Annotated in this window: 26 protein-coding genes; 12 read left to right on the top strand and 14 right to left on the bottom strand. The window is 64.8% G+C overall.

Annotation, left to right across the window (positions count from 1 at the left end; genetic code table 11):
- The first annotated feature begins 45 nt into the window (after nucleotides 1-45).
- Nucleotides 46-981, top strand: coding sequence for a polysaccharide deacetylase family protein (locus FHS78_RS08445; protein WP_167093147.1), 936 nt, complete (start codon nucleotides 46-48; stop codon nucleotides 979-981).
- 9 nt (nucleotides 982-990) lie between these two features.
- A complete protein-coding gene (locus FHS78_RS08440; RefSeq protein WP_167093145.1) occupies nucleotides 991-1,650 on the top strand; it encodes a YcbK family protein in 660 nt (219 codons plus the stop codon).
- Nucleotides 1,651-1,890: 240 nt separating this feature from the next.
- On the opposite strand, the gene phbB is transcribed toward FHS78_RS08440, so the two are convergent.
- Both phbB and FHS78_RS08430 read right to left on the bottom strand, forming a co-directional pair.
- Entirely contained in the window at nucleotides 1,891-2,616 is a 726-nt protein-coding gene (phbB, locus tag FHS78_RS08435) for an acetoacetyl-CoA reductase (RefSeq protein ID WP_167093143.1), read from the bottom strand.
- Between the two features lie 93 nt (nucleotides 2,617-2,709).
- On the bottom strand, nucleotides 2,710-3,900 hold the full coding sequence (locus FHS78_RS08430) for an acetyl-CoA C-acetyltransferase (RefSeq protein ID WP_167093141.1): 1,191 nt from the start codon (nucleotides 3,898-3,900) through the stop codon (nucleotides 2,710-2,712).
- Nucleotides 3,901-4,380: 480 nt separating this feature from the next.
- Between FHS78_RS08430 and phaR the strand changes: the two genes are divergently transcribed.
- Entirely contained in the window at nucleotides 4,381-5,055 is a 675-nt protein-coding gene (gene phaR / locus FHS78_RS08425; protein ID WP_167093139.1) for a polyhydroxyalkanoate synthesis repressor PhaR, read from the top strand.
- A gap of 12 nt (nucleotides 5,056-5,067) precedes the next feature.
- Here the strand turns inward: phaR and FHS78_RS08420 are convergent, their stop codons facing one another.
- On the bottom strand, nucleotides 5,068-6,819 hold the full coding sequence (locus FHS78_RS08420) for an EAL domain-containing protein (protein WP_167093137.1): 1,752 nt from the start codon (nucleotides 6,817-6,819) through the stop codon (nucleotides 5,068-5,070).
- 281 nt (nucleotides 6,820-7,100) lie between these two features.
- Between FHS78_RS08420 and FHS78_RS08415 the strand changes: the two genes are divergently transcribed.
- Entirely contained in the window at nucleotides 7,101-7,436 is a 336-nt protein-coding gene (locus tag FHS78_RS08415; RefSeq protein WP_167093135.1) for a hypothetical protein, read from the top strand.
- Between the two features lie 132 nt (nucleotides 7,437-7,568).
- On the opposite strand, the gene FHS78_RS08410 is transcribed toward FHS78_RS08415, so the two are convergent.
- Genes FHS78_RS08410 through FHS78_RS08395 form a run of 4 tightly spaced genes read right to left on the bottom strand, consistent with a single transcriptional unit; the run spans nucleotide 7,569 to nucleotide 11,286 of the window.
- Nucleotides 7,569-9,158: a gamma-glutamyltransferase family protein gene (locus FHS78_RS08410; protein ID WP_167093133.1), complete on the bottom strand. Its 1,590-nt coding sequence runs from the start codon at nucleotides 9,156-9,158 to the stop codon at nucleotides 7,569-7,571.
- Nucleotides 9,158-9,577: a hypothetical protein gene (locus FHS78_RS08405; RefSeq protein ID WP_167093131.1), complete on the bottom strand. Its 420-nt coding sequence runs from the start codon at nucleotides 9,575-9,577 to the stop codon at nucleotides 9,158-9,160. Before FHS78_RS08405 ends, FHS78_RS08410 begins: the two co-directional genes overlap by 1 nt.
- 38 nt (nucleotides 9,578-9,615) lie before the next feature.
- Complete coding sequence (locus tag FHS78_RS08400; RefSeq protein WP_167093130.1) at nucleotides 9,616-10,437, bottom strand: enoyl-CoA hydratase/isomerase family protein; 822 nt, start codon at nucleotides 10,435-10,437, stop codon at nucleotides 9,616-9,618.
- 45 nt (nucleotides 10,438-10,482) lie between these two features.
- Nucleotides 10,483-11,286, bottom strand: coding sequence for an SDR family oxidoreductase (locus FHS78_RS08395; protein ID WP_167093128.1), 804 nt, complete (start codon nucleotides 11,284-11,286; stop codon nucleotides 10,483-10,485).
- 231 nt (nucleotides 11,287-11,517) lie between these two features.
- Between FHS78_RS08395 and FHS78_RS08390 the strand changes: the two genes are divergently transcribed.
- The 4 genes from FHS78_RS08390 (at nucleotide 11,518) to FHS78_RS08375 (ending at nucleotide 15,492) form a co-directional block, all read left to right on the top strand.
- Nucleotides 11,518-12,540, top strand: coding sequence for an alpha/beta fold hydrolase (locus tag FHS78_RS08390; protein ID WP_167093126.1), 1,023 nt, complete (start codon nucleotides 11,518-11,520; stop codon nucleotides 12,538-12,540).
- 71 nt (nucleotides 12,541-12,611) lie between these two features.
- Nucleotides 12,612-14,039 (top strand): aminodeoxychorismate synthase component I, encoded by a 1,428-nt coding sequence (gene pabB, locus FHS78_RS08385; RefSeq protein ID WP_167093124.1) that lies wholly within the window; start codon nucleotides 12,612-12,614, stop codon nucleotides 14,037-14,039.
- Nucleotides 14,036-14,659: a glutamine amidotransferase-related protein gene (locus tag FHS78_RS08380; protein ID WP_167093122.1), complete on the top strand. Its 624-nt coding sequence runs from the start codon at nucleotides 14,036-14,038 to the stop codon at nucleotides 14,657-14,659. The genes pabB and FHS78_RS08380 overlap by 4 nt, the downstream gene beginning before the upstream one ends.
- The gene (locus tag FHS78_RS08375; RefSeq protein WP_167093120.1) at nucleotides 14,656-15,492 is read left to right on the top strand and encodes an aminotransferase class IV; all 837 of its coding nucleotides are present in this window, start codon (nucleotides 14,656-14,658) and stop codon (nucleotides 15,490-15,492) included. The genes FHS78_RS08380 and FHS78_RS08375 overlap by 4 nt, the downstream gene beginning before the upstream one ends.
- Here the strand turns inward: FHS78_RS08375 and FHS78_RS08370 are convergent.
- Nucleotides 15,476-15,868, bottom strand: a complete 393-nt coding sequence (locus FHS78_RS08370; protein ID WP_167093118.1) for a hypothetical protein — start codon at nucleotides 15,866-15,868, stop codon at nucleotides 15,476-15,478. The two genes, FHS78_RS08375 and FHS78_RS08370, sit on opposite strands and share 17 nt — an antisense overlap.
- A 169-nt stretch (nucleotides 15,869-16,037) precedes the next feature.
- Here FHS78_RS08370 and FHS78_RS08365 point away from each other — a divergent pair, with 169 nt between their 5' ends.
- Nucleotides 16,038-17,120, top strand: coding sequence for a M14 family metallopeptidase (locus FHS78_RS08365; protein ID WP_167093116.1), 1,083 nt, complete (start codon nucleotides 16,038-16,040; stop codon nucleotides 17,118-17,120).
- 179 nt (nucleotides 17,121-17,299) lie between these two features.
- Here FHS78_RS08365 and rpmF read toward each other — a convergent pair whose 3' ends face one another.
- The 3 genes from rpmF to ald form a co-directional block, all read right to left on the bottom strand.
- Nucleotides 17,300-17,485 (bottom strand): 50S ribosomal protein L32, encoded by a 186-nt coding sequence (gene rpmF / locus FHS78_RS08360; RefSeq protein ID WP_167093114.1) that lies wholly within the window; start codon nucleotides 17,483-17,485, stop codon nucleotides 17,300-17,302.
- A 242-nt stretch (nucleotides 17,486-17,727) separates the two neighbouring features.
- The gene (locus FHS78_RS08355) at nucleotides 17,728-18,426 is read right to left on the bottom strand and encodes an SPOR domain-containing protein (protein WP_167093112.1); all 699 of its coding nucleotides are present in this window, start codon (nucleotides 18,424-18,426) and stop codon (nucleotides 17,728-17,730) included.
- A gap of 119 nt (nucleotides 18,427-18,545) precedes the next feature.
- Entirely contained in the window at nucleotides 18,546-19,664 is a 1,119-nt protein-coding gene (ald, locus tag FHS78_RS08350; RefSeq protein WP_167093110.1) for an alanine dehydrogenase, read from the bottom strand.
- Nucleotides 19,665-19,875: 211 nt separating this feature from the next.
- Here ald and FHS78_RS08345 point away from each other — a divergent pair, with 211 nt between their 5' ends.
- Nucleotides 19,876-20,517, top strand: coding sequence for an NUDIX hydrolase (locus FHS78_RS08345; protein WP_167093108.1), 642 nt, complete (start codon nucleotides 19,876-19,878; stop codon nucleotides 20,515-20,517).
- Between the two features lie 64 nt (nucleotides 20,518-20,581).
- Here FHS78_RS08345 and FHS78_RS08340 read toward each other — a convergent pair whose 3' ends face one another.
- Entirely contained in the window at nucleotides 20,582-20,815 is a 234-nt protein-coding gene (locus FHS78_RS08340) for a DUF2061 domain-containing protein (protein ID WP_167093106.1), read from the bottom strand.
- Nucleotides 20,816-21,118: 303 nt separating this feature from the next.
- Between FHS78_RS08340 and FHS78_RS08335 the strand changes: the two genes are divergently transcribed.
- Nucleotides 21,119-22,258 (top strand): ABC transporter ATP-binding protein, encoded by a 1,140-nt coding sequence (locus tag FHS78_RS08335; RefSeq protein ID WP_167093104.1) that lies wholly within the window; start codon nucleotides 21,119-21,121, stop codon nucleotides 22,256-22,258.
- Here the strand turns inward: FHS78_RS08335 and FHS78_RS08330 are convergent.
- Nucleotides 22,255-23,001 (bottom strand): MerR family transcriptional regulator, encoded by a 747-nt coding sequence (locus tag FHS78_RS08330; RefSeq protein ID WP_167093102.1) that lies wholly within the window; start codon nucleotides 22,999-23,001, stop codon nucleotides 22,255-22,257. The genes FHS78_RS08335 and FHS78_RS08330 overlap by 4 nt on opposite strands.
- A 56-nt stretch (nucleotides 23,002-23,057) precedes the next feature.
- The gene (locus tag FHS78_RS08325) at nucleotides 23,058-23,717 is read right to left on the bottom strand and encodes a TetR/AcrR family transcriptional regulator (RefSeq protein WP_167093100.1); all 660 of its coding nucleotides are present in this window, start codon (nucleotides 23,715-23,717) and stop codon (nucleotides 23,058-23,060) included.
- Between the two features lie 118 nt (nucleotides 23,718-23,835).
- Between FHS78_RS08325 and FHS78_RS08320 the strand changes: the two genes are divergently transcribed.
- Entirely contained in the window at nucleotides 23,836-24,945 is a 1,110-nt protein-coding gene (locus tag FHS78_RS08320) for an HlyD family secretion protein (RefSeq protein ID WP_167093098.1), read from the top strand.
- Nucleotides 24,946-24,966: the final 21 nt, after the last annotated feature.

The following is a 24,966-nucleotide window of genomic DNA, read 5'->3' as shown; positions in this document are numbered from 1 at the left end:
GACCGTAAGGTCACGGGATCACGCTTGGCATGTCGGGGGGCATCCATGAAACCGGGGCGCATCGTCACCCTGCTGGCACTAGTCGTCGGCCTGTCCGCAAGTCTCGCGGGCGGGGCGCAGGCCGACGCCTGCCGACAGCCGGACCGCACGGCCGAGATCGCCACCAGGGGCGGGCCCGCCTATGGCACGCTGCAATATCGCCGCATGGTGCCGCTCGCGATGAAGGAGGTGGCGCTCACCTTCGACGACGGGCCGGACCCGCATACGACGCGCCGCGTGCTCGATATTCTCGATGCGAACTGCATCAAGGCGACCTTCTTTCTGGTGGGCTACTACGCGGAGCGCCATCCGGAGATCGTGCGCGAGATCGCCGCGCGCGGTCACACCATCGGTACCCACACATGGTCGCATCCGAACAATCTGCGCCGCCTCTCCACCGCCGCCGCGCGCCGCCAGATCCGGCGCGGGTTTGCCGCCGTCGAAAAGGCGCTCGCCGCCGCGCCGCCCGCGGACCGGCAACGGCTCGCGCCCTTTTTCCGCTTTCCCGGCCTCAATGACAGCAAGCATCTGATGGCCTGGCTCGGCGCGCGCAACATCGCCACGCTGTCCTGCGAGTTCGGCGCCGACGACTGGAAGCGCATCGGCGCCCGGCAGGTCCGCCGCCGCGCGGTCCGCAATATCGCCTCGGTGGGGCGCGGCGTCCTCATCCTGCACGACACCAAGCCGCACACTGCCGCCGCGCTGCCCGGCATCATCGAGGATCTGCGCAAGCGGGGCTATCGCTTCGTCCAGCTCGCGCCCGCGCCGGGTGCGCGCCAACTGGCGGCGAGCGCGCCCGACGCGCTGATCGCGCCCGTCGCCGTGGCGGCAAAGCCCGTGCCGGAATTGCGCGGGGCGCAACATGCACAAGCGGCAGGCTTGCCCGCCGCGCAACATGCTAGAGCGGACGACCTTCTTGAGCCCGTCAAATCGGTGCAATAGGCTTTCGGCATGGGCATGAAAAAACCGGGTGCGAAACTGCTACGGCCGAACCGACGCGACGCCTTGCGCGGCATGGGCACGCTCGGCCTCGGCGCGGCGTGTTCCCTTGCCGCGCCCACGATCCTTCGCGCCGAAACGCCCTACAAGAAACAGCTGAAGCTGCAGAGCCTCAATTCGGGCGAAAAGCTCGACATGACCTATTGGGCCGACGGCGAATATCTGCCGCATGCGCTGGAACGGATGCGGCACTTCATGCGCGACCTGCGCGCCGAAACGACGCATGAAATTCATCCCGGCCTGCTCGACCTTCTCTGGGAGATCGACCGGCACACGCGCTCGAAAAACCCGATCTACACCATGTCCGGCTACCGCTCGCCGCAAACGAACGAATGGCTGCTGGCAAATTCCGACGGCGTCGACCCCGGCAGCTTCCATATGCGCGGCATGGCCGTGGACATCACGCAGAACTTCCTCGACCCGGAAGAGATCTATCGCGTGGCGCTGAAGCTGAAACGCGGCGGCGCGGGCTTCTATCCGACGAAGCGCCCCTTCGTCCATGTCGATATCGGCCCGCGCGACAACTGGGTCTATCCGGCCATGCCGACACCGGGCCGCGACAAGGAATATGATCGCCAACAGGCGGAGAAAGCGAAGATGGAGAAGGGGTGAACCTCCGAATGGCTTCCTGACTGCCTCATCCTGAGGAGGCCCGTCAGGGCCGTCTCGAAGGATGGCGCAACGCCCGGACCTCGCCCTTCGAGACGCGGCTCCGCCGCTCCTCAGGGTGAGTATGGATTTATGGAGCCAACAAGAAAACGTCATTGCGAGGCATGAAATGCCGAAGCAATCCAGTCCGGCACCCGACGCCTCTGGATTGCTTCGCTATCGCTCGCAATGACGCTGAGTAGATCAGCCCGCGATATACTGCGCGCCGTTCGCGGTAATCGTCGCGCCGGTAACGAAGCCCGCATCCTCCGCGACCAGGAACTTCACGCAATGCGCGATTTCCTCCGCCTTGCCGAGACGGCCGACGGGGATCGAGGCGACGATGCCTTCCAGCACCTTTTCCGGCACGGCGGCGACCATGTCGGTATCGACATAGCCCGGCGCGATGCAGTTCACCGTGACACCCTTGCGCGCGACTTCCTGCGCCAGCGCCTTGGTGAAGCCGATCACGCCCGCCTTGGCGGCGGAGTAGTTGGTCTGGCCCATCTGACCCTTCTGGCCGTTGATCGACGAGATGTTGACGATGCGCCCGAAGCCGCGATCCCGCATGCCGGAGATCAGCGGCTGGCACATGTTGAACATGCTGTCGAGATCGGCGCTCATCACTTCGCGCCACATCTGCGGCGTCAGCTTGTGCAGCATCGCATCGCGCGTGATGCCCGCATTGTTGACCACCGTGTCGATGGGGCCGTGATCGGCTTCCACCTTCTTGAGGCCCTCGACGCAGGCGTCGTAATCGCCGACATCCCATTTATAGGTCTTGATGCCGGTCTCGTCGGTGAACTTCTTCGCCGCCTCGTCATTGCCGGCATAGGTCGCGGCGACGTCGAAGCCCGCATTCTTCAGTTCCACCGAAATGGCATGGCCGATACCGCGCGTTCCGCCGGTCACAACTGCTACACGTGTCATCCGTGCGCCCTTCCTTCCGAATTCGTTTCTATTGAAGTCACGAGACCCGGGCGGCATCCTCGCGGGGTGCCGCCCGGTTGTCCTTGCGCTGTATCAATCCCGCTCGACGCAGAGCGCGATGCCCATGCCGCCGCCGATGCACAGCGTGGCAAGGCCCTTCTTGGCGTCGCGCTTCTGCATTTCATGCAGCAGCGTGACGAGAATGCGTCCGCCCGAGGCACCGATGGGATGGCCGATGGCGATGGCGCCGCCATTGACGTTGACCATGGAGGTATCCCAGCCAAGATCCTTGTTCACGGCGAGCGCCTGGGCGGCGAAGGCTTCATTGGCTTCGACGAGATCGAGATCGTCGACCGACCAGCCCGCCTTTTTCAGCGCCGCGCGCGAGGCCGGGATCGGGCCCGTGCCCATGATGGAGGGATCGACGCCCGCCTGCGCCCAGGAGACGATCCGGGCAAGCGGCGTCTTGCCTTCCCTGGCGGCCCGCTCGCCCGACATCAGCACGAGCGCGGCCGCGCCGTCATTGATGCCCGACGCATTGGCCGCGGTCACCGTGCCGCCATCCTTCTGGAAGGCGGGCTTGAGACCGGAAATGCCGTCGATCGTCACGCCGTGCTTGATGAACTCGTCGCTGTCCACCACCGTCTCGCCCTTGCGGGTCTTGATGGTGACGGGCGTGATCTCGTCCTTGAAGCGACCGGAGGTCTGGGCGGCCTCGGCCTTGTTCTGCGAGGCGACGGCGAAAGCGTCCTGCTCCTCGCGGGTGATCTGCCACTGCTTGGCGACGTTTTCCGCCGTTTGGCCCATGTGATAGCCGTTGAAGGCGTCCCACAATCCGTCCTTGATCATGGTGTCGATGAACTTCACATCGCCCATGCGCGCGCCGGAGCGCAGATAGGCGGCATGGGGGGCCTGGCTCATGCTTTCCTGACCGCCGGACACGACGATCTCGCTGTCGCCATTGAGAATGGCCTGACAGCCCAGCGCGACCGAGCGCAGACCCGACCCGCAGAGCTGGTTCACGCCCCAGGCCGGCACTTCCGAGGGCAGGCCGGCATTGATGGAGGCCTGGCGCGCCGGGTTCTGGCCCTGCGCGGCCTGCAGGATCTGGCCCATGATGACCTCGGAAACCTGATCTTTCTCCACGCCCGCGCGCTCCAGCGCCGCTTCGATGGCGACCCGGCCCAGCTCATGGGCCGGAAGGGCGGACAGCGCGCCGTTAAACGACCCGACAGGGGTTCGCGCGGCCCCCGCGATGACAACTTCGGTACCGGATTTGCTCATTTGAAGCTCCCTGTTTTTTGGGCCGGACCGCCTTTTTGCGTCCGGTTGGGGGGACTGACGATGCCCGGCAAAGCTCTCCCGCTCACCCTGCCACCCCGTCAGAGGACGGCAAAAAAGCAAGCCCGGCAACAATCTTCGTCCTACGCATATGCAATGCAGGACTTGCGCATTGCAACATTACCGCGTCAGAATACACAAGATTGGGGGAGACGGGAGACCGCATCGGCATCATGCCTGCATATGACTATGCGGCCATGTCCCAAATATGAAGGTGCGCCCGGCGGCGGATTTCCGCTCGCAAAAAGGCTGCCTTCGGAAAGACCCGTCTCGCGGAAAACTGGTGAATAGAGCCGGATAACGGCCAGGAGAGTTCAATCACGGAGGTTCGGGACCGGCAGGCTTGCCTGACGGCCCGGAGGGGCCCGACCGAAAAACGGTGTCTGCGTTTCAAGCCTTCGTAGAAACAAGGTGGTAAAAACCGTGGCGAAAAAGACCGCTTCCACGGATGACGACGTCATCATAATCAAGAAATACGCGAACCGTCGTCTCTACAACACCGCAACGTCCAGCTATGTCACGCTCGACCATCTTTGCGAGATGGTGAAGGAGGGGCGCGAATTCGTCGTTCGCGATGCCAAGACGGGCGACGACATCACGCGCTCGGTGCTGGCGCAGATCATTTTCGAGGAGGAAGGCAAGGGACAGAACCTGCTGCCGATCAATTTCCTCCGGCAGGTCATCCGCTTTTACGGCGACAGCCTGCAGACCTTCCTGCCCTCCTATCTCGAAATGAGCATGAACAGCTTCACCAAGGAGCAGGAAAAGATCCGCGACCGGATGGCGAACGCCTTTGGCGGGCGCGAGCGCTTCGAGCAGATCGAGGATCAGATCCGGCAGAATATCGAAATCTTCGACAGCGCCATGCGCATGTTCACCCCCTTCTCGCCGGGCAACCGGCCCGGCGGCGAGGGAACCGGCTCCACCGGCGAGAGCGATACGCCGAAACCCGCCGGCGGCCCGACCAAGGACGCGCCGGACGACAAGGCCCGCAATAGGGAACTCGACGAGCTGAAGCAGCAGATCGCGGCCATGCAGGCCCAGCTCGCGGCAATCAGCAACAAGGATGACGGAGAGGGCGGCTCGTCGCAGAGCTGAGCCGGGATACGTCTAGATCGCCTCGGCGCCCGCGGCCGGTACGGTCGGCGCGGAGGCGATACCCGCGCCGTAAAGGTCGGTGTCGGGACGGCCGAACATGAAGCCCTGGAAATAGTCCACGCCGAGCTTGCGCAGAACGGCCGCGTCTTCCTCGCTGTCCACCCATTCGGCGATGGTGGGCAGGTTGAAATTATGCGCCAGCTCCACCAGCGTGCGCAGGAAGACCTGATTGTCCGTATTTTGCGCGACGCCTTCCACATAGGAGCCGTCGATCTTCACCATATCGACATCGAGCGTCTTGAGATTGCGGAACGAGGTATAGCCCGCGCCGAAATCGTCGATGGCGATCCGGCATCCCATCTCGCGGAAGGCGCGGACGAACGCCGCCGTGTCCCGCACTTCGTGGATCGCCACGGTTTCCGTGATTTCGATGATAAGGCGCTCGGCCATGCCGGGATGGGCGCGCAGTTGCGCCTCCAGCGTCTCGCGCCACAAGCGGTCGCCGATGGTGCGGCCCGACACGTTGAGCGAGAGCTGGGCCTGCGGATAGTCGCGCAGCGTCTCCACGGCGAGTTCCATGGCCCTGAAATCGAGAAAGCCGATCAGGCCGAGCTTTTCGGCCACCGGCACGAAGGCGCCCGCCGGGGCGATCTCGCCACGGGAATCGCGCATGCGGATCAGGCATTCGTGAATGAAAGGCTGGCCCGCCGTGTCCACGATGGGCTGATAGGCAAGCATCACGCGCCGCTCGTTGAGCGCGGCCAGCAGGTCGTCCGCCACGCTGATATTCTTCAGGCGGACCTTTTCGCGCTCGCTGGACGGGGTGTAGATGACATAGCTGTCGCGATGCATCTGCTTGGCGCCCAACAGCGCCTCTTCCGCGCGCGCCATCGCCTTGTCGGCATCGGTCGCGTTACGGGGCAACGCAATCGCCCCCGCCGAAATCGTGGCCGCGACCGGCCCGCGCGTGGTGGAGATCACCTCTTCGCGTACCTTGGAAAGCAGACGCTGGCAGATATTGTCGAGACGGTCTTCGTCGCATGACGTCAGCACGAGACCGAACTTGTTGCCCGCGGCCCGGCCCAGCGCATCGCTTCGCCGCGCCATGCCGCGCAGACGCTGCCCCACGCCGACGATCACCTCGTCGGCGACGTCGAAGCCGAACGCATCGTTGATGAGCGCCAGATTGTCGATCGCCAGCAGGATGAACGCCCCTTTCAGGCGGCCCGCATTGGCGTCGCTCAGCACCTCTATGAGCCGTTCCTTCACGCTGACGCGGTTGAGAAGCCCGGTCAGTTCGTCATAGGTGGAACGCTGCAACAGGCGCTGCTCGCGGCGATGCCGCTCGTCGATCGGGCGCAATACGCCGATGGCCGTCGCCGGACGCCCTTCGGCATCGGCGAACCAGCGGCCGCGCTCCTCGACCCAGCGCTCGCCGCCGAAATCGTCTTTCAGGCAATATTCGAGTTCGTAGGAAACGCCCTCGCCCATGTCGCGCCCGCCGCCGAGAATACGCTCGAAGCGGCTACGGCCTTCATGAACGGTAATGCGCGCGGCGAATTCGCTATGGTCGGAAAGCCGGTCGGAGGCGGTCACGCCCAGAACGGTTTCCACACCGGCGCCCCACTCGATCCGCTCTTCGCGGATGGACCAGCGATAAGACACATCGCCCACGATGGCGACGGCGTCGTGCAGCGCCTGTCGGCGACGCTCGGCCGTTTCCTCATCAATGAGCCCATACGCATTCTGCGCTTCAGAGTCCACGTTACCCACTCCCGCCCCGTCACCCGTTCCGGATGCAAGGCATTGCCACTCCTGCATGACCCCGACTATGCGGAGGCCGGGTTAAAACTTTGAAAAGGAGACGGGATATCGGGCGGACGACATCGAGCCGCGCGCCGCAAACGCGCCCGATCTGTTCACGAATGGGACAAATCGACAAAGAAACACTCAAATTCGACGCAAATTGACTGGCCGGCTTCTTGCTCTTGAAGGATCATTCACACGCATCGGATGGATGCGCTGTGTCAATCGGCGAAAGACGCATGACGAAGATCGACCGCATATCGGGAGCAGGAGCCCGCCTTCCCGCCCGCGCCGAAAGGCAGCGGCAGGAAGGACCGCGACGCCTTGCGCCCGCCCCGCTCGATCCCGGCGCCGCGCAGAGAGGCACGAGCGGCGACAGGCCCGAGGCGGGCCGCCGCGGCGCAGCCACCCCCTTCCTCGCCCAATATGTGGATCAGCACTGGCCCTGGCCGCGCGATGCCGCCCGCAAGGCGGTGCTGCGCCAGCGCGCGACCTCCGCCTATCTGGAAGCCGACAGCCTGCCCGACCGTCTGGAAGACGAGGCCCTCAGCGGGCAGTACCAGCGGAAGCTCTGAGCGTCGGGTCGCGTTCCACCGACACACCCAAAACAGCCGTCATTGCGAGCGCAAGCGAAGCAATCCGGAGACCGCAATCTCAGGGCTGGATTGCTTCGTCGCTATACTCCTCGCAATGACGAAGAAAAAAACTCAATAGCCGACCGCCGCGCCGTCCTTGCGCGCGTCGGAGCCGCCGATCAGCGTACCCCGCTCATGATCGATCACGATGGCCTGCCCGCCGCCATGCGGCAGGAAGGCATCGCGAATTTCATGGCCGCGCAGGATCAGCCCTTCGCGCGTCTCCGTCGAAAGGCCGCGTTCGACCTCCAGCGCCCCGCCGCCCGGGAAGGCGCGCGGACTGTCCAGCGCCTCCTGTATGTCGAGCCCGTAATCGAGAACATTGCTGACGAGATGGGTGTGGCCCACCGCTTGATAGGCGCCGCCCATCACGCCGAAAGGCATGACGGCCCTGCCGTTCTCGACCATCATGCCGGGAATGATCGTGTGGAGCGGCCGCTTGCCGCCCTCCACGCCATTGGGATGATCTTCCTTCATCACGAAGCCGCAGCCGCGGTTCTGGAACATGACGCCCGATTGGGGCGCGAGAATGCCCGAGCCGAAGCCGAAGAAGAGCGAGTTGATGAAGGAAACCGCATTGCGGTCCTTGTCCACCACGGTGAGATAGACCGTGTCGCGATTGAGCGGATCGCGAATATCGGCCAGGTCGTCGAGCCGACGGTCCGGATCGATCCGCGCGGCCAGCGTGTCGGCCAGCTTGTCTGACAGCATCCCCTCGACCGGCACGTCGCGCATGGTCGGATCGGCGACATAGCGGTCGCGCATGTCATAGGCGAGCCGGGCCGCCTCCATCTCGTAATGGAAACGCGCCGCGCCATGCGGTTCAAGCTCGCCGACATCGCAGCGCGCGAGGATGTTGAGCATGATGAGCGCGGTGATGCCCTGCCCGTTGGGCGGGATTTCGCAAATCTCGCGCCCCCGATAGGCGGTACGGATCGGCGTCACGTAATCGCTGGCCGTCGCGGCGAAATCCTCCAGCGTGTGAAACCCGCCCAGCGCATTGAGCTTCGCGACCATGTCCTGCGCCAGCGCGCCCTCGTAGAAGGCGTCGCGGCCCTTCTCCCCGATGAGGCGAAGCGTCTTCGCCAGCACCGGCAGGCGCACCTTGTCGCCCGCGGCCGGCGCCTCGCCGCCGAAGATATATTGCGCGGTCGCATCCGCATCATGCGCGAGATGGCCCTTCAGGAACTGCCACTCCACCGCAATGCGCGGCGCAACCGCAAAGCCGTCCTCGGCAAGCGCGATGGCGGGCTCGAACACGCGGCCCAGCTCCATCGTGCCGTGATCTTCCAGAAGCCGCGCCCAGGCATCCACTGCGCCCGGCACGGTGACGGCGTGAACGGAGTTGATGGAAATATCCTCGACACCGGCGGCCCGGAGCTTTTCAAGCGACAGCGCCCTAGGCGCGCGGCCGGAACCGTTGAGACCGATAATGTCGCCGCTGCCGCCCTTGGAGAGCAGCGCGAAACAATCGCCCCCGATCCCGGTGTTATAGGGTTCCACGACGCAAAGAACGGCGCTGGCCGCGATAGCGGCATCGACCGCATTGCCGCCCGCGCGCAGAATGGCGATAGCCGCTTCGGCGGCCAGCGGCTGCGAGGTGGCGCAGATCCCGTTCACCGCATGGACGGTGGACCGGCCGGGGAGATGCAGGTCGCGCATTACTTTTCTTCCTCACGCATGGACTTCAACAAGGCGCTCAGCTCCGCCACCGCCCTTTCAAGACCGGCCATGCGGGCATCCAGCGCATCGAGACGGTCGATGATATGGCCGGCCTCAGCGCCCGACGCCTCGCCGGGCGGCTGATGAGCGACACGCCGTCCCCCGGCCCCGGGGGCGAGCGGGCGCGCCGCGCCGGGCTGCGGCGTGGCGATCCCGGCATGGTTCACCACATCCTCGACGGGCTGGCCCAGCAGTGCGGCAAGCACCGTGACCTCTTCCACCGTCAGCTCGCGCTGGTCCTTCCAGACCTCGTCCACCTGCTCCGCCGACAGGCCCAACGCCGCGGCCACCGTATCGCGGTTGAGGCCCGCCTCGGCGAGACGGGCCTCGAACCATTCCTGATCGAAAAAAAGCGCCATGCGGTCTCCGCCTGTCCGCGCTTTCCCGGCGCAGGGCCCTATCGTCCCTTGAAGACGGGGTCGCGCTTTTCGAGAAAGCTTTTCACACCTTCGCGATGATCCTCCGTCTGGAAGAGCTTGCCAAGGGTGCCGCTGACCCAGCCGCCGATTTCTTCGAGTTCGCCATAGGTCGTGCGGCGAAGCCCTTCCTTCATATGGCGCAGCGCAAGCGGTGGATTGGCAGCGATACGATCCGCCAGTGCGCGGGCGCGCGGCATCAGCTCCTCATGCGGCACGACTTCCGTAACGAGGCCGATGCGCTCGGCTTCCGTCCCGTCGATCACATCGCCGGTGAAGAGCAGTTCCGACGCCTTGGCCGCGCCCACGATATGCGGCAGGCGCCACAGCCCGCCCACATCGCTGACCAGCCCGCGCTTGATGAAGATCTCGCCGAACTTCGCCTTTTCCGACGCGATGCGCATATCGGCAAAGAGCGAAAGCTCCATGCCCCAGCCGACGGCGGCGCCGTTCACCGCCGCGATGACCGGCGTCTCGCATTCCAGCGCGGCGACGGCGGCAGGCGTCGGTCCGGGGCAAACGGAGGTAAGGCGCGAGACGCTCGCCTCATGCTGCTCGCCCGTCATCATCTCCTTCACGTCCTCGCCGGAACAGAAGGCGGGATCCGCGCCGGTAACGATGACGCAGCGCACCTCCATATCCGCCGAGGCGTGGCGGAAGGCGGCTTCGACCTCGTCATAGGCGCGCCGGTTCAAGGCATTGCGCCGCTCCGGCCGGTTGATGGTAATAGTCGCCACATTGCCGGCGACCTCGTAGAGCAGGCATTCGAACTCCCCGATGCCGATTGCTGCCTTTCGGGCCATGACGCTCCTCCCTCGCCTGGTCTGATGATCGCGCCGTTTCCCGGCTTATTTGAAGTCGCCCAGCGCGTCGCCTTCGGCATTGCCGAGCCCCGTGCCGCCATCGCAATCCATGATGGTGCCGGTGATGTAATTGGCATTGTCGGTGGAGAGGAAGAGCGCGAGATCGGCGATGTCGGTCTTGGTGCCGTAATCGCGCAGCGCCAGACGCGCCTTCACGCCCGCTTCCATCTCCGGCGTGGGCGCGAGACGCGCCATGCCTTCGGTATCGGCGACGGGGCCGGGCGAAATCGCGTTGACGCGCACACCGCCGGGGCCCCATTCCATCGCCAGGCACTTGGTCAGCATGTTGATGCCCGCCTTGGCCGCGCAGACATGCGCCTGATAGAGCGAGGGGTTCACCGCCTGCGGCGCGGTGATGGAAATAAGCGACGCCCCCGGACGATTGAGATACTGGAAGCAGGCGCGCAGCACGTGGAAGGTGCCGATGAGGTCGATATCGACGACGGTGCGGAACCCGTTTGCCGACATGCCGAGCGCGGGCGCCACGAAATTGCCCGCCGCGCCGGAGACCACGATGTCGATCTTGCCGAACGTGTCATGCGCCGTTTTCAGCGCCTCGTCCACGGCCGCGAAATCGCGCACATCCGCCGCCATGCCGATGGCTTCATATCCTTCATCGGTGATGGTCTTCGCCGCCGCCGCGATCTTTTCCTCGCTGCGGCTGACGATGGCCACCCTGGCGCCATTGCGCGCAAAATGCTGCGCGATGCCCAGATTGATACCGCTCGACGCGCCTGCGATGAAAGCGACCTTGCCTTCGAGCGGCTTGTCCTTGAATGCATTTGCCATATTTCGTCTCCCTTTTGCGCATCGTCGCGACGGCGCGTGTGCCCTGTTTGAACGGCATCAAGCCTTCATTTGAACGCCCTCGCAACCCTCCGCCCCTTTGACGGAGCGGCGGACTTGGCCGTCGGCCATATTCCGGGCACGTTTTGGCGGTTGGATACGCCGCCTTGGTGCACCGCCTGCAAAAGAATAGACTGACCGCCCTTCCGGGCAGCCCTTCACGGAAACGCACACATGCCGCTTCTGGACAATCTGATCGCCGCACTCGCCTTCGTCGCCGCCGCGCTGATCCTGCTTTCCCTCATCGCCTATTGGGGCGCGCAGCTCATGCGCCGCAAGCTGGACGACGCGGCGCGGCGCAAGCTGCTGGCGGAAGGAAAGGCGCAACGCTTCGTCTGGCTGCCGGACGGGATCGCCCATGCCGGCTACTACCGCGCACAAGGCACGAGCACGACCGCCGCGCCGGTCGTGGTGCTGATCCACGGATTTTCCACGCCGAGCTTCGTCTGGCGCGACCATATCGAACCGCTCACACAGGCAGGTTTCCGCGTCCTGACCTACGATCATTTCGGGCGCGGCTTCTCCGCGCGTCCGCGCCGCGAATACGATACGACGCTTCTCGACCGCCAGCTCGAAACCCTGCTCGACGCCTTCGACCTGAAGGAGCCGGTGCATCTGGTCGGCTATTCCATGGGCGGCGCGGTGGCGACGGTCTTCGCCGCGCGCCATCCCGAGCGCGCGGCCTCGCTCACCCTGATCGCGCCCGCCGGGCTGGGCGTCGCCCCGGCAAACCGCGCCATGGCCCTTCTGAAGGCGCCCGCGATCGGCGACTGGCTGGTGCGGGTGTTCGGTCCGCGCATCTTCGCAAAGGCCGCGGCGCGCGAAGCGGCCAACGCGCCGCGCCCCGACGATTTCACCGCCGACTTCCGCCGCCAGCTCGCCTATCGCGGCTATGGCGAAGCGCTGCTCTCGACCATCCGCCACTATCCGCTGACCGGCGCCGCCGATTTCTACGCGCAAGCCGGCAAGGCGGGACGGCCCGTGCTCATCGTCTGGGGCGAAGCGGACAAGACGGTCCCCTTTGCCCATGCGCAGGAACTGGTCCGGCTGATGCCGCAGGCCACGCTTTATTCCTATCCGAATATCGGCCACGACATCGCCTATTCGCAGGCCCCGCTCGTCTCGGGCCTGCTGACGCAGTTTCTGGCGGGCCTGCGCGGCAGCGGCGCCACGCTGCGGCTGGTACCGCGCGAATAGGCGGGCTTGCCGCCTCCCCTCGCGGGCCCTAAAACAGGGACATCCCGAAAGCCTGTCGCAAAGCGGAATTTATGGTCCCGATTGTCGAGGAGTTGCCCTGGTGCGCGCCGCATGAGCTGTTTCATGCGTTCGCGGCAGAGCCCTTCGCGCTTTTTCTGGATTCGGCAAGCGCCGGTCCGGCCCGCGACGTCGGCCGCCATGGCCGCTGGAGCTATATCGCGCTCGACCCGTTCGACCGGCTGAGCCTGCGCGCCACGCCCCGAACCGATGCATTCGGCATGGTCCGGGACAAACTCGCGCGGCTGCCCGAAACGCAGGGCGCCCCTCACCTGCCGCCCTTCATCGGCGGCGCGGCGGGCTTTTTCGGCTATGGGCTTGCCCGCACACTGGAACGCCTGCCCGGCGAGGAAGCGCCCTTTGCCCGCGACGACCAGCATCTGCCCGACATCGCGCTGGGGTTTTACGATTGCGTGCTCGCCTTCGACATGAGCGCGGAACGCCTCTTCATCGTGACCACCGGCCTGCCGGAAACAGACACGGGAAAACGCCTGAGCCGCGCCATGGCGCGCGCCCAAGCCTTGCGCGCCCGCGTCGAGAACGCCGCCCGTCCCCCCGCCGCGCCGAAGCGGGCATCCTCGCCGCCGCTCGTCTCGAATTTCACCCGCGCCGCCTATGAGACAGCCGTGCAGCGCGTGATCGACTACATTCATGCAGGCGATATTTTCCAGGCCAATCTCTCGCAGCGCTTCGAGACGCGGCTGGGCCCGGACGACACCTCCTTCGATCTCTATCTGCGCCTACGCGCCGAAAGCCCCGCGCCCTTTGCCTGCTATTTCAATTTCGGCGACGGCGAGATCGTCTCCTCCTCGCCGGAGCGCTTCCTGCGCGTGGAAGGCACCCATGTGGAAACGCAGCCCATCAAGGGAACGCGGCCGCGCGGACGAACGCCGGAAGAAGACCGGCGCCTTGCCGACGAACTTCTAGCATCCGAAAAGGACCGCGCGGAAAACGTGATGATCGTCGACCTGCTCAGGAACGATATTTCGCGCGTCTGCAAGGATCATTCGGTGATCGTGGAAAAGCTCTGCGCGCTGGAAAGCTTTTCCAATGTCCACCACCTCGTTTCCACCGTATACGGAGAGTTGCGCGAGGGAGAAAGCGCGGTGGACCTGCTCGCGGCCTGTTTCCCCGGCGGCTCCATCACCGGCGCCCCGAAGGTCCATGCCATGGAGATCATCGCCGAACTGGAGCCGACGACGCGCGGCCCCTATTGCGGCGCCATCGGCTGGCTCGGCGCGGACGGCGCGATGGACAGCTCCATCGCCATCCGCACCATGACGGCGAAGGACGGCCGCATCACCTTCCAGGCGGGCGGCGGCATCGTCGCCGATTCCGTACCGCATGAGGAATATCTGGAAACGCTGGCCAAGGCGCGCGCCATGGCCGGCGCGCTCGGCCTGTCGCTGGACGAACTGGCCAGGGAGGAGGCGACCGCGTGATCCTTCTCATCGATAATTACGACAGCTTCGTCCACAACCTCGCCCGTTATGTCGGCGAGCTGGGGCTCGAACGGAAAGTGATCCGCCACGACGCCCTCACCGTGGACGACGCGCTTGCCCGGCGGCCCGACGCCATCATCCTTTCGCCCGGCCCCTGCGGCCCGGAAAGCGCGGGCATCTCCGTGCCGCTGGTGCGCGCGGCGGCGACGGCGGGCATTCCGCTGCTCGGCGTCTGCCTCGGCCACCAGGCCGTCGCGGTCGCCTTTGGCGGCAGCGCCCCGCGCGCCGCAAATCCCGTCCACGGCAAGCCCACCCGCATCCATCATGACGGCACGGGGCTCTTCAAGGGCCTGCCGCAGGACTTCACAGCTGCGCGCTATCATTCGCTGCTGGCGGCGCTCCCCGAGAGCGGTCCCCTGCGCGCCACCGCCCGGACCGCCGACGGCGAAATCATGGCGCTGGCGCATGATAGCGCGCCGATTTTCGGCGTGCAGTTCCACCCTGAATCGGTTCTCACCGAACATGGACACGACCTGCTGGCGAATTTCCTCGAAATCGCCGGCCTGAGACCGACCCGCCTTGCGCGCACCGTCGTCGCCGCCCGGGAGAGCACGGCATGAAACTCTGGCTCAATGGCGAGATTGTCGAGGCGGAGGGCGCGCATATCGCACCAAGCGATCGCGGCTTCCTGCTGGGCGACGGGCTGTTCGAAACGCTGTTGGTGCTGGACGGCCGGCCTGTGCTGATCGACGCGCATATTGCGCGGCTCGCCTCGGCGGCGGAGATCCTCGCCATTCCGCTGCCCTTCCCGCCCGCCGCGCTGAAAGCCGCCTGCGGGGAGCTGCTGGCCGCCAATGCGCTCGACAATGCACCGCGCGCCTCGCTGCGCGTGACGCTGACGCGCGGCCCCGGCCCGCGCGGCATCGCCGTGCCGCCGGAGGTATCGCCCACGCTGCTCATCGCCGCCGCGCCGGGCGCGGAACCGCCCGAAAGCGTGCGCGCCGTCATCAGCACCATCCGGCGCAACGCAAGCTCGCCCGCCGCGCAGTTGAAGGCCCTGCCCTATCTCGACAATGTGTTCGCGAAGGAAGAAGCGAAACTCGCCGGCGCGGATGAAGCCATCCTGCTCGACACGCAAGGCCATCTCGCCTGCGCCAGTGTCGGCAATGTTTTCTTCTGGGAAGGGAGAACGCTCGTCACGCCCACGACCGACGGTCCCATCCTGCCCGGCATTACGCGCGCCAGCGTGTTGGCCCTCGCCCGCAAGCTGGACATCGAGACCGAGGAAGGCCGCATCGCGCCGGAACGCCTGCTGAAGGCGGAGGGCATCTTCCTCACCAACAGCCTGACGGGGCTGCTGCCGGTCGAAAAAATGGATGGGCGGAAACTTCCCGCCCATCCCGAAACGCAAAGATTGTCCGACGCCTATGAGGCGTTTATTCGCCGACCGTGAAGTCGCGCCGCGCCGCCGTGATCGTGACGGTGAAGCCTGCGATCACATCGAACAGCGTCAGCAGCACCAGCAGGAAGAAGGTCGAGTGCCCGAACTGCGGCAACACGATGAATTCGATCAACGCCACCAGCAGCACCAGCATGGAAAGCGCGTGATTGACGATGGTGGAGGCGCCGGTGCGCGTCGCGCCGATCAGTTCCAGGAAGAGGAGGATCAGGCCGGCTGCGACGATGATATCGTTGACCGAGACCGTCCAGATCGCACCCGAAACCAGCGCCACCTCGAATACCGGCGCCGTCAGATCGATACCCGTCAGATAAACGAGCGCGTTATAAACGATGATGACCAGCGCCATCAGCGGAAAAGTGCCCAACATGTGATCCCCTCTCTAGAACCCTTTGACCGTTGCCGAGGCCACGACCGGCGTGGCCGTCCGGAATGCGCTTTATGCCCCCCGCATCCCTCGACTGTGCCACACTAGCACAACAGAAGGGTGAAACCCCACCGGCAACCGCAACAGGGTTACCGGACAAAGCGAGCCGACCATGACAAAAATTCCTGCCTGTTTTTCAGAGACTTATGCCGAAGCCCGAGAGAAGTTCATCGCCGCCGCGAAGGCGAAGGGAGCGGCCGTCGACAGCCATGAGCATCCGCTGAAGGGGCCCGGCGGCGAAACGCTGGCCATGGATGTCGCATATATCGGCCCGGCGGACGCCGACGCGGCCATCGCGCTCGGGGCGGGCACGCATGGCGTGGAAGGCTATTGCGGCTCCGGATTGCAGACGGCGCTTCTCGAAACCGGATTCGCGGACCGCCTGCCGGAGGGCGCCGCGCTTGTCCTCATCCATGCGATCAACCCGTTCGGCTTTGCCTGGAGCCGCCGCGTGAACGAGGACAATGTCGACCTCAACCGCAATTTCGTCGATCACGATGCGCCGTATCCGGAAAATCCCGGCTATGAGGAACTGATCGACGTCATCAACCTGCCCGATCTCGACCCGGACACCATCAAGAGCGCGCAGGAAAAGCTCCTCGCCTATGCGGACAAGAACGGCTTCCCCGCGCTCCAGCATGCGATGAGCGCCGGGCAATATGCCCATCCCGGCGGCGTGCAGTTCGGCGGCAATGCGCCCAGCTGGTCGCAACGCACCCTGCGCGAGGTCGTGCGCAAATATCTCGCGCCCGCGAGCCGCATCGTCTTCATCGATTTCCATTCCGGCCTCGGCCCCCGCGGCCATGGCGAGATCATCAGCACCGCCGCCCCCGGCACACCGACCTATGACCGCATGACCGCTCTCTGGGGCGACGAAGTCATCTCCACCAAGGGGGAAGGCTCCGTCTCGTCGAACATTGCCGGCTCCATCACCGATTTCCTGGCGGAAGAACTCGACGGCAAGACGCTGGCCGCCTGCGGCCTGGAATTCGGCACGCTGCCGATCACGGATGTCTCCTTCGCGCTGCAGGCCGACAACTGGCTCTGGCAGCATGGCGGCGCGGAAAACCCGCGCGCGAAAGAAGTCGCCACCCTCATCCGCAATGCGTTCTATGTGAACGAGGACGACTGGAAGGAAGAGATCTTCGCCCGCGCCGAGGAGGTGGCGGTGAAGGGGCTCAAGGGGCTGGAATAGAACCGCCCTCCTTCGTCATTGCGAGGAGCGAAGCGACGAAGCAATCCAGTGCTGCGCCTGCCGTTCTGGATTGCCGCGCACCCTGACGGGCGCTCGCAATGCCGGTTCAAGCCGGACGAACGAAAAACGCCGGCGCCCTTTCGGGAGCCGGCGTTTTTGCATCTCTCGATCCGGTCGGATCAGAAATCGTCCTTCGGCTTCAGCACCTGACGGCCGCGATACATACCGCTCTTCAGGTCGATATGATGCGGACGGTGCAGCTCGCCGCTGTCGGGATTTTCGACATAGGCCTGCTGCTTCAGCGCATCGGCCGAACGGCGCATGCCGCGCTTGGACCGGGTAACTTTACTCTTCGGAACGGCCATGGCTCTAGCTCCAGTTGGGTTAAACCCGTCAAAGGCGGCTCTCCGCGCCGGCCCGGAAAACGGGATGGGCCGGTGCCGGCTGCCTGCCTCGACTAGGCTTTGAAATCGGCTTGCCGCGCCCCGAAATCCACTTCGCCCCGGGCAACCGGCAATTTGGACGGGCTTATACAGGCAAAAGGGGGCAAAAGTCCATGCCCCCCTGGCGCTTCGGCGCATATTTGCGCGAATCCGGCGCGCGGGCCTCAGTTGAGCGCGACAACCGCGCAATCGGCGCCCGGAATACCGGCCCTTGCGCAGGCCGCGCGGGCATCTCGCTCGCTTGCAAAACCGCCCATCCGGACCCGGTGAAAGCGTTCGCCGCCCACATCCGCCTCTTCGATGAAGATCCGCTCATCGCCCTGAAGATCGACCTTCTCGCCGGAAAGATCCAGATAGCGCCGGGTCGCCGAGTCGATGGATTGATAGGAGCCGAGCTGCACATAATAGCGCGCCATGCCGGAGCGGCCCTCGGAACCTGCGCTCACAGGCGCGGCGGGCGCCAGGCTCGCCACCTGTACCCGGCGGTCCAGGCCCGGCCGCGCCATGGGCAGGACCGGCGATGCGTTGATGGAGCCGGTAATGAGGCGGTCGTCGCGATCCCCGGCCGCATCGGGAACGGCCGCGACGCGCACCGGCTCATGACGGGCAGGCGCGCGGCGAGGTTCGGGCGCCGGACGCACCGCTGTCGCAGGCCGCCAGGGCCTAGGCTTCGGCAAGGCATGCGCGTCGGCCACATATACCGGCACCTCAACCGTGCTCTCCACCAGACGGTTCATCCCCGCCGTGTCGTAGCGCTCCGGCGTTTCACGCGAGACGGTCTCGCGCTGCCAAACGAAAATCGCGATCAGCATTGCGCCCAGAAACAGCCAGAAACGTTCCCGCCGGACTTTATCCCGAAACATGGTCGAGCCCCCGTATTGCCCATACGCCCCGAAGGGCCATGGCGGGAGACTCGGGCAATATGGTTAATAAAAACTGTATCTTTATAGGACAGGGTCACACGAAAGCCCGCTCGGGAGCTTCAGGCGCCGAGCAGACTGTCCGCCTCGTGGAAAGGTGCGCCCAGCGCCTCGGCCACCGCCCGATAGGTGAGCTTGCCCTCATAGACATTAAGACCGGCCTTGAGGTGCTGATTGTCGGCAAGTGCCTGCCGGTAGCCCTTGTCGGCCAGCGACAGGGTGAAGGGCAGCGTGGCGTTGTTGAGCGCGAAGGTGGAGGTGCGCGCTACCGCGCCGGGCATGTTGGCGACGCAATAATGCACCACCTCATCCGTCACATAGGTGGGATCGGCATGGGTGGTGGGATGCGAGGTGGCAAAGCAGCCGCCCTGGTCGATGGCGATGTCGACGAGCACCGAACCCTTCTTCATCTTCTTCACCATCTCTTCGGTCACGAGCTTGGGCGCCGCCGCGCCCGGCACCAGCACCGCGCCGATGACGAGATCGGCGCCCAGCACATATTCCTCGATCGCATCGACCGTCGAATAGATGGTGTTGAGCATCGGGCCGAACTGCATGTCGAGCTCGTAAAGCCGGTGCAGGTTGATGTCGATCACCGTCACATGCGCCTCGAGCCCCATCGCCATGCGCGCGGCATTGGTGCCAGCCACGCCGCCGCCCAGCACGACGACGCGGCTGGCGGCCACGCCCGGCACGCCACCCAGCAACATGCCGCGACCGCCCTGGGCTATCTCAAGGCAATGGGCACCGGCCTGGATGGACATGCGGCCGGCCACTTCCGACATGGGCGCCAGCAGAGGCAGCCCGCCGCGCTGATCCGTCACCGTTTCATAGGCAATGGCCACGCAGCCCGATTCCATCAATCCGCGTGCCTGCTCCGGATCGGGCGCCAGATGCAGATAGGTGAAGAGGATCTGGCCCTCGCGCAGCATCTTCCATTCGGCGTGCTGCGGTTCCTTCACCTTCACGATCATGTCGGCGCGCTCGAAAATCTCGTCCGGCGTCGCGGCGATTTCCGCGCCCGCCGTTTCATAATCGCTGTCGAACAGACCGATGCCGAGCCCCGCATCCTTCTGCACCATCACCCGGTGCCCGTGATGAACCGCTTCGCGCACCGCCGCGGGCGTCATGCCCACGCGATATTCATGGACCTTGATTTCCTTGGGGACACCGATACGCATGGGCGTAACCTCCGGGCTCGGAAGATGAGACGGCCTTGACCTGTAAGGAGGAGGTTACGCGCCCGCACACGGCCCACCAAGATGCCGGGAAGACGAAATTTCACGCGCGCGTTTATGATGTTAAACATTTGAGGGTCTTTTGACGCCGAACCGCGCCATCGGGACCGATTTACTAAACACCCAATCAACAGCCACCGACCCCGCAAGTTCAATGCCCTACCCTTTCGACGAGACGCTCCGCCGCCAGATGACCGAGAGGCTTTCCGCCTTCCGCCCCGAAACGCCCGCGCCGTCGGCGCTGAAACAGGCCGCCGTCGCCATCGCGGTCGCGCCCATGCGCAAGGAAGGGCCCGACAGCGAAGAGGAGGCGGGCTTCCTGCTCACCCGCCGCGTGCCGCGCCTTTCTTCTCATGCGGGCCAATGGGCGCTGCCGGGCGGGCGGCTCGATCCCGGCGAGACGGTGCTCGACGCGGCGCTGCGCGAAATGCGCGAGGAAATCGGGCTGGCCCTGTCGCCGGACCATCTTCTGGGACGGCTGGACGCCTATCCCACACGCTCGGGCTATGAGATCACGCCTTTCGTCTTCTGGACGGCGGATCTTTCGGACATGGAAGCGAACCCCGCCGAGGTCGCCTCCATCCATCATTTCGGATTGAGCGAGTTCGACCGGGAAGGCTCGCCGGAATTCATCGACATCCCCGAAAGCGAGCGGCCCGTCATCCGCCTCCATATCGGCCCCTCGCATATCCACGCGCCCACCGCCGCCATGCTCTACCAGTTCGCCGAAGTGGCGCTCAGGGGCCGCGATACCCGCGTCGACCGTCTGGAACAGCCCGTCTGGGCCTGGAAATGAAAACGCCGCCGGAACATCCGGCGGCGCGAAACATATCCGGCCGATACCCCGTCAGATGACGGTGTCAGAGGACGTTGTGGCCGAGATCCGGGTCGAACCCCTTTTCGAGTTCGGCGGCCCGCCCGTCGGCCCGGGCCCATGCCTGCTCGTGGAAATAGAAGACCACCGTATTCACCAGCGGCTCGATCAGCGCCACGCCCGCGGCGATGCTGACGGACCCGGTCAGCGCATAGGTCACGCCGAAGCCGACGCTGAAATGCAGGCAGGCAAAAGTCAGTGTCTTGGCAAGCGAGCGCATGTCGATCTCCATCCGTGAGACGCACGGGACCCCATATCCCGGCTGCATGAGCTAGATAATATTTATTCTCATTCTAATTTACAAGAAGAATGATCCATATTCCTTGGCCGCACGGCGGGACGGCCGTCATACCGCACTGCCGCATTCCGCTTGCCCGTCCCCCCGCTTCCGGTGCTAGGCTCTTTATGACGAATTACCGGGCGGGCGCCGTTTTCTCACATCCGACCTCTCTCCCGATCGTGTCAGAAGCCTGCCCGCACGCCGATCGCAGCGCTTGCCGGGCATAACAAGTCGAGCATGTGCATGTCTGAAGCCGCAACGACGCTATCCTCGCCCGAGGTCCGGACGGACCGGCAACCGATCATCGAGATAAACGGCGTGTCCAAGGTCTTCCCCGGCGGGGTAAAGGCGGTCGACCATGCCGACTTCACCATCAAGCGCGGCGAGTTCTTTGCCCTTCTGGGCCCGTCGGGCTGCGGCAAGACCACGCTTTTGCGCATGCTGGCCGGTTTTGAAACGCCCAGCCATGGCGAGGTCCTGATCGACGGCCAGAACATGGCCGACGTCGCCCCGAACAAACGCCCGGTGAACATGGTGTTCCAGTCCTATGCGGTCTTCCCGCATATGACCGTCGAACAGAATGTCGGTTATGGCCTGAAAATGGACGGCCGGCCCGCCGGCGAGATCAGGACGCGCGTTTCCGACGCGCTCGACCTCGTGAAACTCGGCGGTTACGGCAAGCGCAAACCCGACGAACTTTCCGGCGGCCAGCGCCAGCGCGTGGCGCTCGCCCGCGCCCTGGTCAAACAACCCTCCGTGCTGCTGCTCGACGAACCGCTCTCCGCGCTCGATGCCAAGCTGCGCGAGGCCATGCAGCTCGAACTCGTCCGCCTGCAAAAGACCGTCGGCATTACCTTCGTGGTGGTGACGCACGATCAGTCCGAGGCGCTTTCCATGGCCGACCGCATCGCCGTGATGAGCGACGGTGTGGTGCGCCAGATCGCCTCGCCGCAGCAGCTTTACGAAAACCCGCACAACAAGTTCGTGGCCGACTTCATCGGCACCATCAACATGCTGGACGCGAAAGTGACCCCGGCCGGCGACGGCCGCGTGACCGTCGACGCCGCGCCGCTGGATGCGTTCCAGACCGCGGGCGATGCGCAGGGCGACCTCACCATGGCGATCCGGCCGGAAAAGATCTTCGTGGCCGACAGGCCCGAAGAAATCCGCGATCCCGACAGCGCCGTCATCGTCAAGGGCAAGGTCGGCGAAGTGGCCTATTACGGCAGCTATTCCAACATCTTCTTCGAGATCGGCGGGGGTAAACGCCTGCTGGCCGATATCGGCAATGTCAGCCGCGACATCGAGGAATTCACCTTCTCGCCGGGCGAGGAATACTGGCTCTACTGGCGCAAGGAAGATGCGCTGCTGCTGCGGGACTAGGACGGCCCCGCCTGGCGATCGCGCGTGTAGCCCTCGGGTAGCTCGCCCTCGTCGCTGAGGCGCTTGATCTCGCGCACGATCTTCTCGATCCGCAAGAGAGGCAGGATCTCGTCGAGCAGCCGGATCCCGCGCGCGGCAAGCTGGGCCGCCTCTTCCTGGTCGAGCCTGTCGCCCACATTCTCGTAGAAGGTGACGACCGCGCGCCGCGCCAGCACATCCGTCAGTTCCGCATAGATGCCATAGGTGTCGACCTCATAGCCCATATCGGGCGTGAAGCCTTCCTTGCGGCCCTCCGCGACGAGTTCCACCAGTCGCGCATTGCGGCTGTTGAGCCATTCCTCGCCGTCATGATTGTCCACATGGAGAAAGCCGACCTCGACGAGGCGCCGCATCTCCTCCTCGCTGAGCCCCGAACTGTCGCGAACCTCCGCGAAACGCCGCGGCTCCAGATTGCGCGGATCGGCGACCAGCGGCCCGAGAAGGTTTTCAAGCCCGATCAGCTGCTCGATGCCGCGCTGGGGGCGCGCATCCTGCGCGGTGACGATGGTCTTGATGACGCTGAGAGGCAGGAAGCGCTCATGCTGCAGGCGGCGGATCAGCTTCAGCCGGTCCACATGCTCCTGATCGTAGCGGGCCACGTTCCGTTTGGGACGGTCGGGCTCGGGCAGCAGGCCTTCGCGGATGTAAAAGCGGATCGTCTCCCGGCCGACGCCCGTCTCCTTCTCGAGTTCCTTCATCTTCATCAGATGAGCGCAGTCCTTTTATGGTCTTCCTCTACGCAATTCGTAGACGGGGGAATTCACCTCTCCGCGCGGTATCCGTCAAGGAAAAGCCGCACGGCGGCATCCACCGTATAGCCGATGCGCTGCGGGGTGGCCGTCTCGATCACGCTGATCTGGCGCAGCATGTCGAATTCGCCCTTGCAGAGCACGATGAATTGCGTCGCCGCCAGCTCGGTATCGGGAATATCGAGCTCGCCCGCCTCCACCCGCCGCTTCAGATAGCCTGCGAGCTGCCCTTTCATGCGCCGGGGCCCGTTTTCGTAGAAGGCATGACCCAGTTCCGGAAACTTGCCCGACTCCGCCGTAATCAGCCGCCGGAGCGCGCAGGCCGGCTCGCTCAGGACGAAGTCGACGAAATGACGGCCGAAGGCCGGCAGGATCTCCGAGGCGGGGCCGTCCTCGTTCAGCACCTCGAAGGCGGTGCCGCCCTGGGTGTGGCATTGCAGCTCCGTCACCGCGGCGAAGAGCGCTTCCTTGTTGGAAAAATAGACATAGAGCGTGCCCTTGGAGACGCCGGCCTCGCGCGCGATGAGCGACATGCTGGTGCCCTCATAGCCATTGGCAAGAAAGGCCCGCCGCGCGCCTGCGAGAATCTGGCTGCGCTTGGCCGATTCCGTCTCGGCGACCGCCGCGCCATCGTTCTCCATAACGCCCCCATTGGCATCCAGATCCGACATTTTTTCTACCAGAAATGTTTATGACCGAACGGTTCAGTCATTTTCGCTATTGAAAATGGCGAGGATCGATACATATTTCAAGCCTATTGACCGACCGGTTCGATCTTGAGGTTTCCCCATGACTACGCGCCAGCGCATTTTCGCCGGGCTTGGCGGCCTGTTCGCCCTTGCCGCCATCGTTTACACCATCCTCTGGTTCACCAGCTTCCGCTACTATGAGAGTACCGACAATGCCTATGTGCATGCGGATATTTCGGTGATCTCGCCCAAGGTCTCCGGCTATCTCGCCTCGGTGGATGCGACCGACAATGCCTATGTGCACAAGGGCGATGTGCTGGCCACCATCGAGCCCCGCGATTTCGAGATCGCGAAGGCCGAGGCCGAAGCCCGGCTCGAAACCCAGAAATCGGCCATCGCCACCATTGCCGAACAGATCGAGGCGGCGAAAGCCGATGCGGAAAGCGCCAAGGCCAATGTCGCCGCCGCCGATGCGCAGGCGCTGCGCGCCCGGACCGATTACCGGCGCTATGAGAAACTCGCCCGGCAGGATTTCGCCAGCCGCCAGAAGCTCGATTCCGCCAGCGCCGAGATGAAATCCGCCAATGCGGCGCTCGCCGCCGCGAAGGCCAAGCTGCACGCCGCCAGCACCCAGATCGCCGTCCTGAAGGCGCAGAAAGCCCAGCAGGAAGCCCGGCTGAAGCAGGTTCAGGCCGATCTCGACCAGGCCGACCGGAACCTCGCCTATACCGTCATCCGCGCCCCTGTGGACGGCGTGATCGGCAATCGCCACATGGATGTCGGCCAGCTCGTGCAGCCGGGCAACCAACTCGCCTCCGTCGTGGCGCTGCCGCATGTCTATATCGATGCGAACTTCAAGGAAACGCAGATCGAGAACATGAAGGTCGGCCAGACCGCGACCATCGTCGCCGATGCCTGGCCGGATACCGAGATCGAGGGCAGGATCGAAAGCTTCTCGCCCGCCAGCGGCCAGGTCTTCAGCCTGCTGCCCGCCGAAAACGCCACCGGCAATTTCACCAAGATCGTGCAGCGCGTGCCCGTGCGCATCGCCATGCCCGACGACAACAAGCTCGCCGGATATCTCCGCCCCGGCCTTTCCGTGACCGTCACCGTGGACACGCGCACCGGCAAGAGCGGCCGCGCCGCCAATGCCGGCGACGTTTTCGGCACGGCGCCCGAAAAGCATCACGCGCTGGCGAAGTCCCGCTAGGCGACGCTGAAGGGGACACGC

The sequence above is a fragment of the Parvibaculum indicum genome (genome assembly GCF_011762095.1).
GTDB classification, from domain to species: domain Bacteria; phylum Pseudomonadota; class Alphaproteobacteria; order Parvibaculales; family Parvibaculaceae; genus Parvibaculum; species Parvibaculum indicum.
This window is presented reverse-complemented; position numbering and strand designations above follow the sequence as displayed.

Excerpts from the sequence above, each read along its gene's own strand:
- FHS78_RS08445 (WP_167093147.1), top strand. The coding sequence starts at position 46 with ATGAAACCGGGGCGCATCGTCACCCTGCTGGCACTAGTCGTCGGCCTG.
- FHS78_RS08440 (WP_167093145.1), top strand. The coding sequence starts at position 991 with ATGGGCATGAAAAAACCGGGTGCGAAACTGCTACGGCCGAACCGACGC.
- phbB (WP_167093143.1), bottom strand. The coding sequence starts at position 2,616 with ATGACACGTGTAGCAGTTGTGACCGGCGGAACGCGCGGTATCGGCCAT.
- FHS78_RS08430 (WP_167093141.1), bottom strand. The coding sequence starts at position 3,900 with ATGAGCAAATCCGGTACCGAAGTTGTCATCGCGGGGGCCGCGCGAACC.
- FHS78_RS08415 (WP_167093135.1), top strand. The coding sequence starts at position 7,101 with ATGACGAAGATCGACCGCATATCGGGAGCAGGAGCCCGCCTTCCCGCC.
- FHS78_RS08410 (WP_167093133.1), bottom strand. The coding sequence starts at position 9,158 with ATGCGCGACCTGCATCTCCCCGGCCGGTCCACCGTCCATGCGGTGAAC.
- FHS78_RS08405 (WP_167093131.1), bottom strand. The coding sequence starts at position 9,577 with ATGGCGCTTTTTTTCGATCAGGAATGGTTCGAGGCCCGTCTCGCCGAG.
- FHS78_RS08400 (WP_167093130.1), bottom strand. The coding sequence starts at position 10,437 with ATGGCCCGAAAGGCAGCAATCGGCATCGGGGAGTTCGAATGCCTGCTC.
- FHS78_RS08395 (WP_167093128.1), bottom strand. The coding sequence starts at position 11,286 with ATGGCAAATGCATTCAAGGACAAGCCGCTCGAAGGCAAGGTCGCTTTC.
- FHS78_RS08390 (WP_167093126.1), top strand. The coding sequence starts at position 11,518 with ATGCCGCTTCTGGACAATCTGATCGCCGCACTCGCCTTCGTCGCCGCC.
- pabB (WP_167093124.1), top strand. The coding sequence starts at position 12,612 with ATGGTCCCGATTGTCGAGGAGTTGCCCTGGTGCGCGCCGCATGAGCTG.
- FHS78_RS08375 (WP_167093120.1), top strand. The coding sequence starts at position 14,656 with ATGAAACTCTGGCTCAATGGCGAGATTGTCGAGGCGGAGGGCGCGCAT.
- FHS78_RS08370 (WP_167093118.1), bottom strand. The coding sequence starts at position 15,868 with ATGTTGGGCACTTTTCCGCTGATGGCGCTGGTCATCATCGTTTATAAC.
- FHS78_RS08365 (WP_167093116.1), top strand. The coding sequence starts at position 16,038 with ATGACAAAAATTCCTGCCTGTTTTTCAGAGACTTATGCCGAAGCCCGA.
- rpmF (WP_167093114.1), bottom strand. The coding sequence starts at position 17,485 with ATGGCCGTTCCGAAGAGTAAAGTTACCCGGTCCAAGCGCGGCATGCGC.
- FHS78_RS08355 (WP_167093112.1), bottom strand. The coding sequence starts at position 18,426 with ATGTTTCGGGATAAAGTCCGGCGGGAACGTTTCTGGCTGTTTCTGGGC.
- ald (WP_167093110.1), bottom strand. The coding sequence starts at position 19,664 with ATGCGTATCGGTGTCCCCAAGGAAATCAAGGTCCATGAATATCGCGTG.
- FHS78_RS08345 (WP_167093108.1), top strand. The coding sequence starts at position 19,876 with ATGCCCTACCCTTTCGACGAGACGCTCCGCCGCCAGATGACCGAGAGG.
- FHS78_RS08340 (WP_167093106.1), bottom strand. The coding sequence starts at position 20,815 with ATGCGCTCGCTTGCCAAGACACTGACTTTTGCCTGCCTGCATTTCAGC.
- FHS78_RS08335 (WP_167093104.1), top strand. The coding sequence starts at position 21,119 with ATGTCTGAAGCCGCAACGACGCTATCCTCGCCCGAGGTCCGGACGGAC.
- FHS78_RS08330 (WP_167093102.1), bottom strand. The coding sequence starts at position 23,001 with ATGAAGATGAAGGAACTCGAGAAGGAGACGGGCGTCGGCCGGGAGACG.
- FHS78_RS08325 (WP_167093100.1), bottom strand. The coding sequence starts at position 23,717 with ATGTCGGATCTGGATGCCAATGGGGGCGTTATGGAGAACGATGGCGCG.
- FHS78_RS08320 (WP_167093098.1), top strand. The coding sequence starts at position 23,836 with ATGACTACGCGCCAGCGCATTTTCGCCGGGCTTGGCGGCCTGTTCGCC.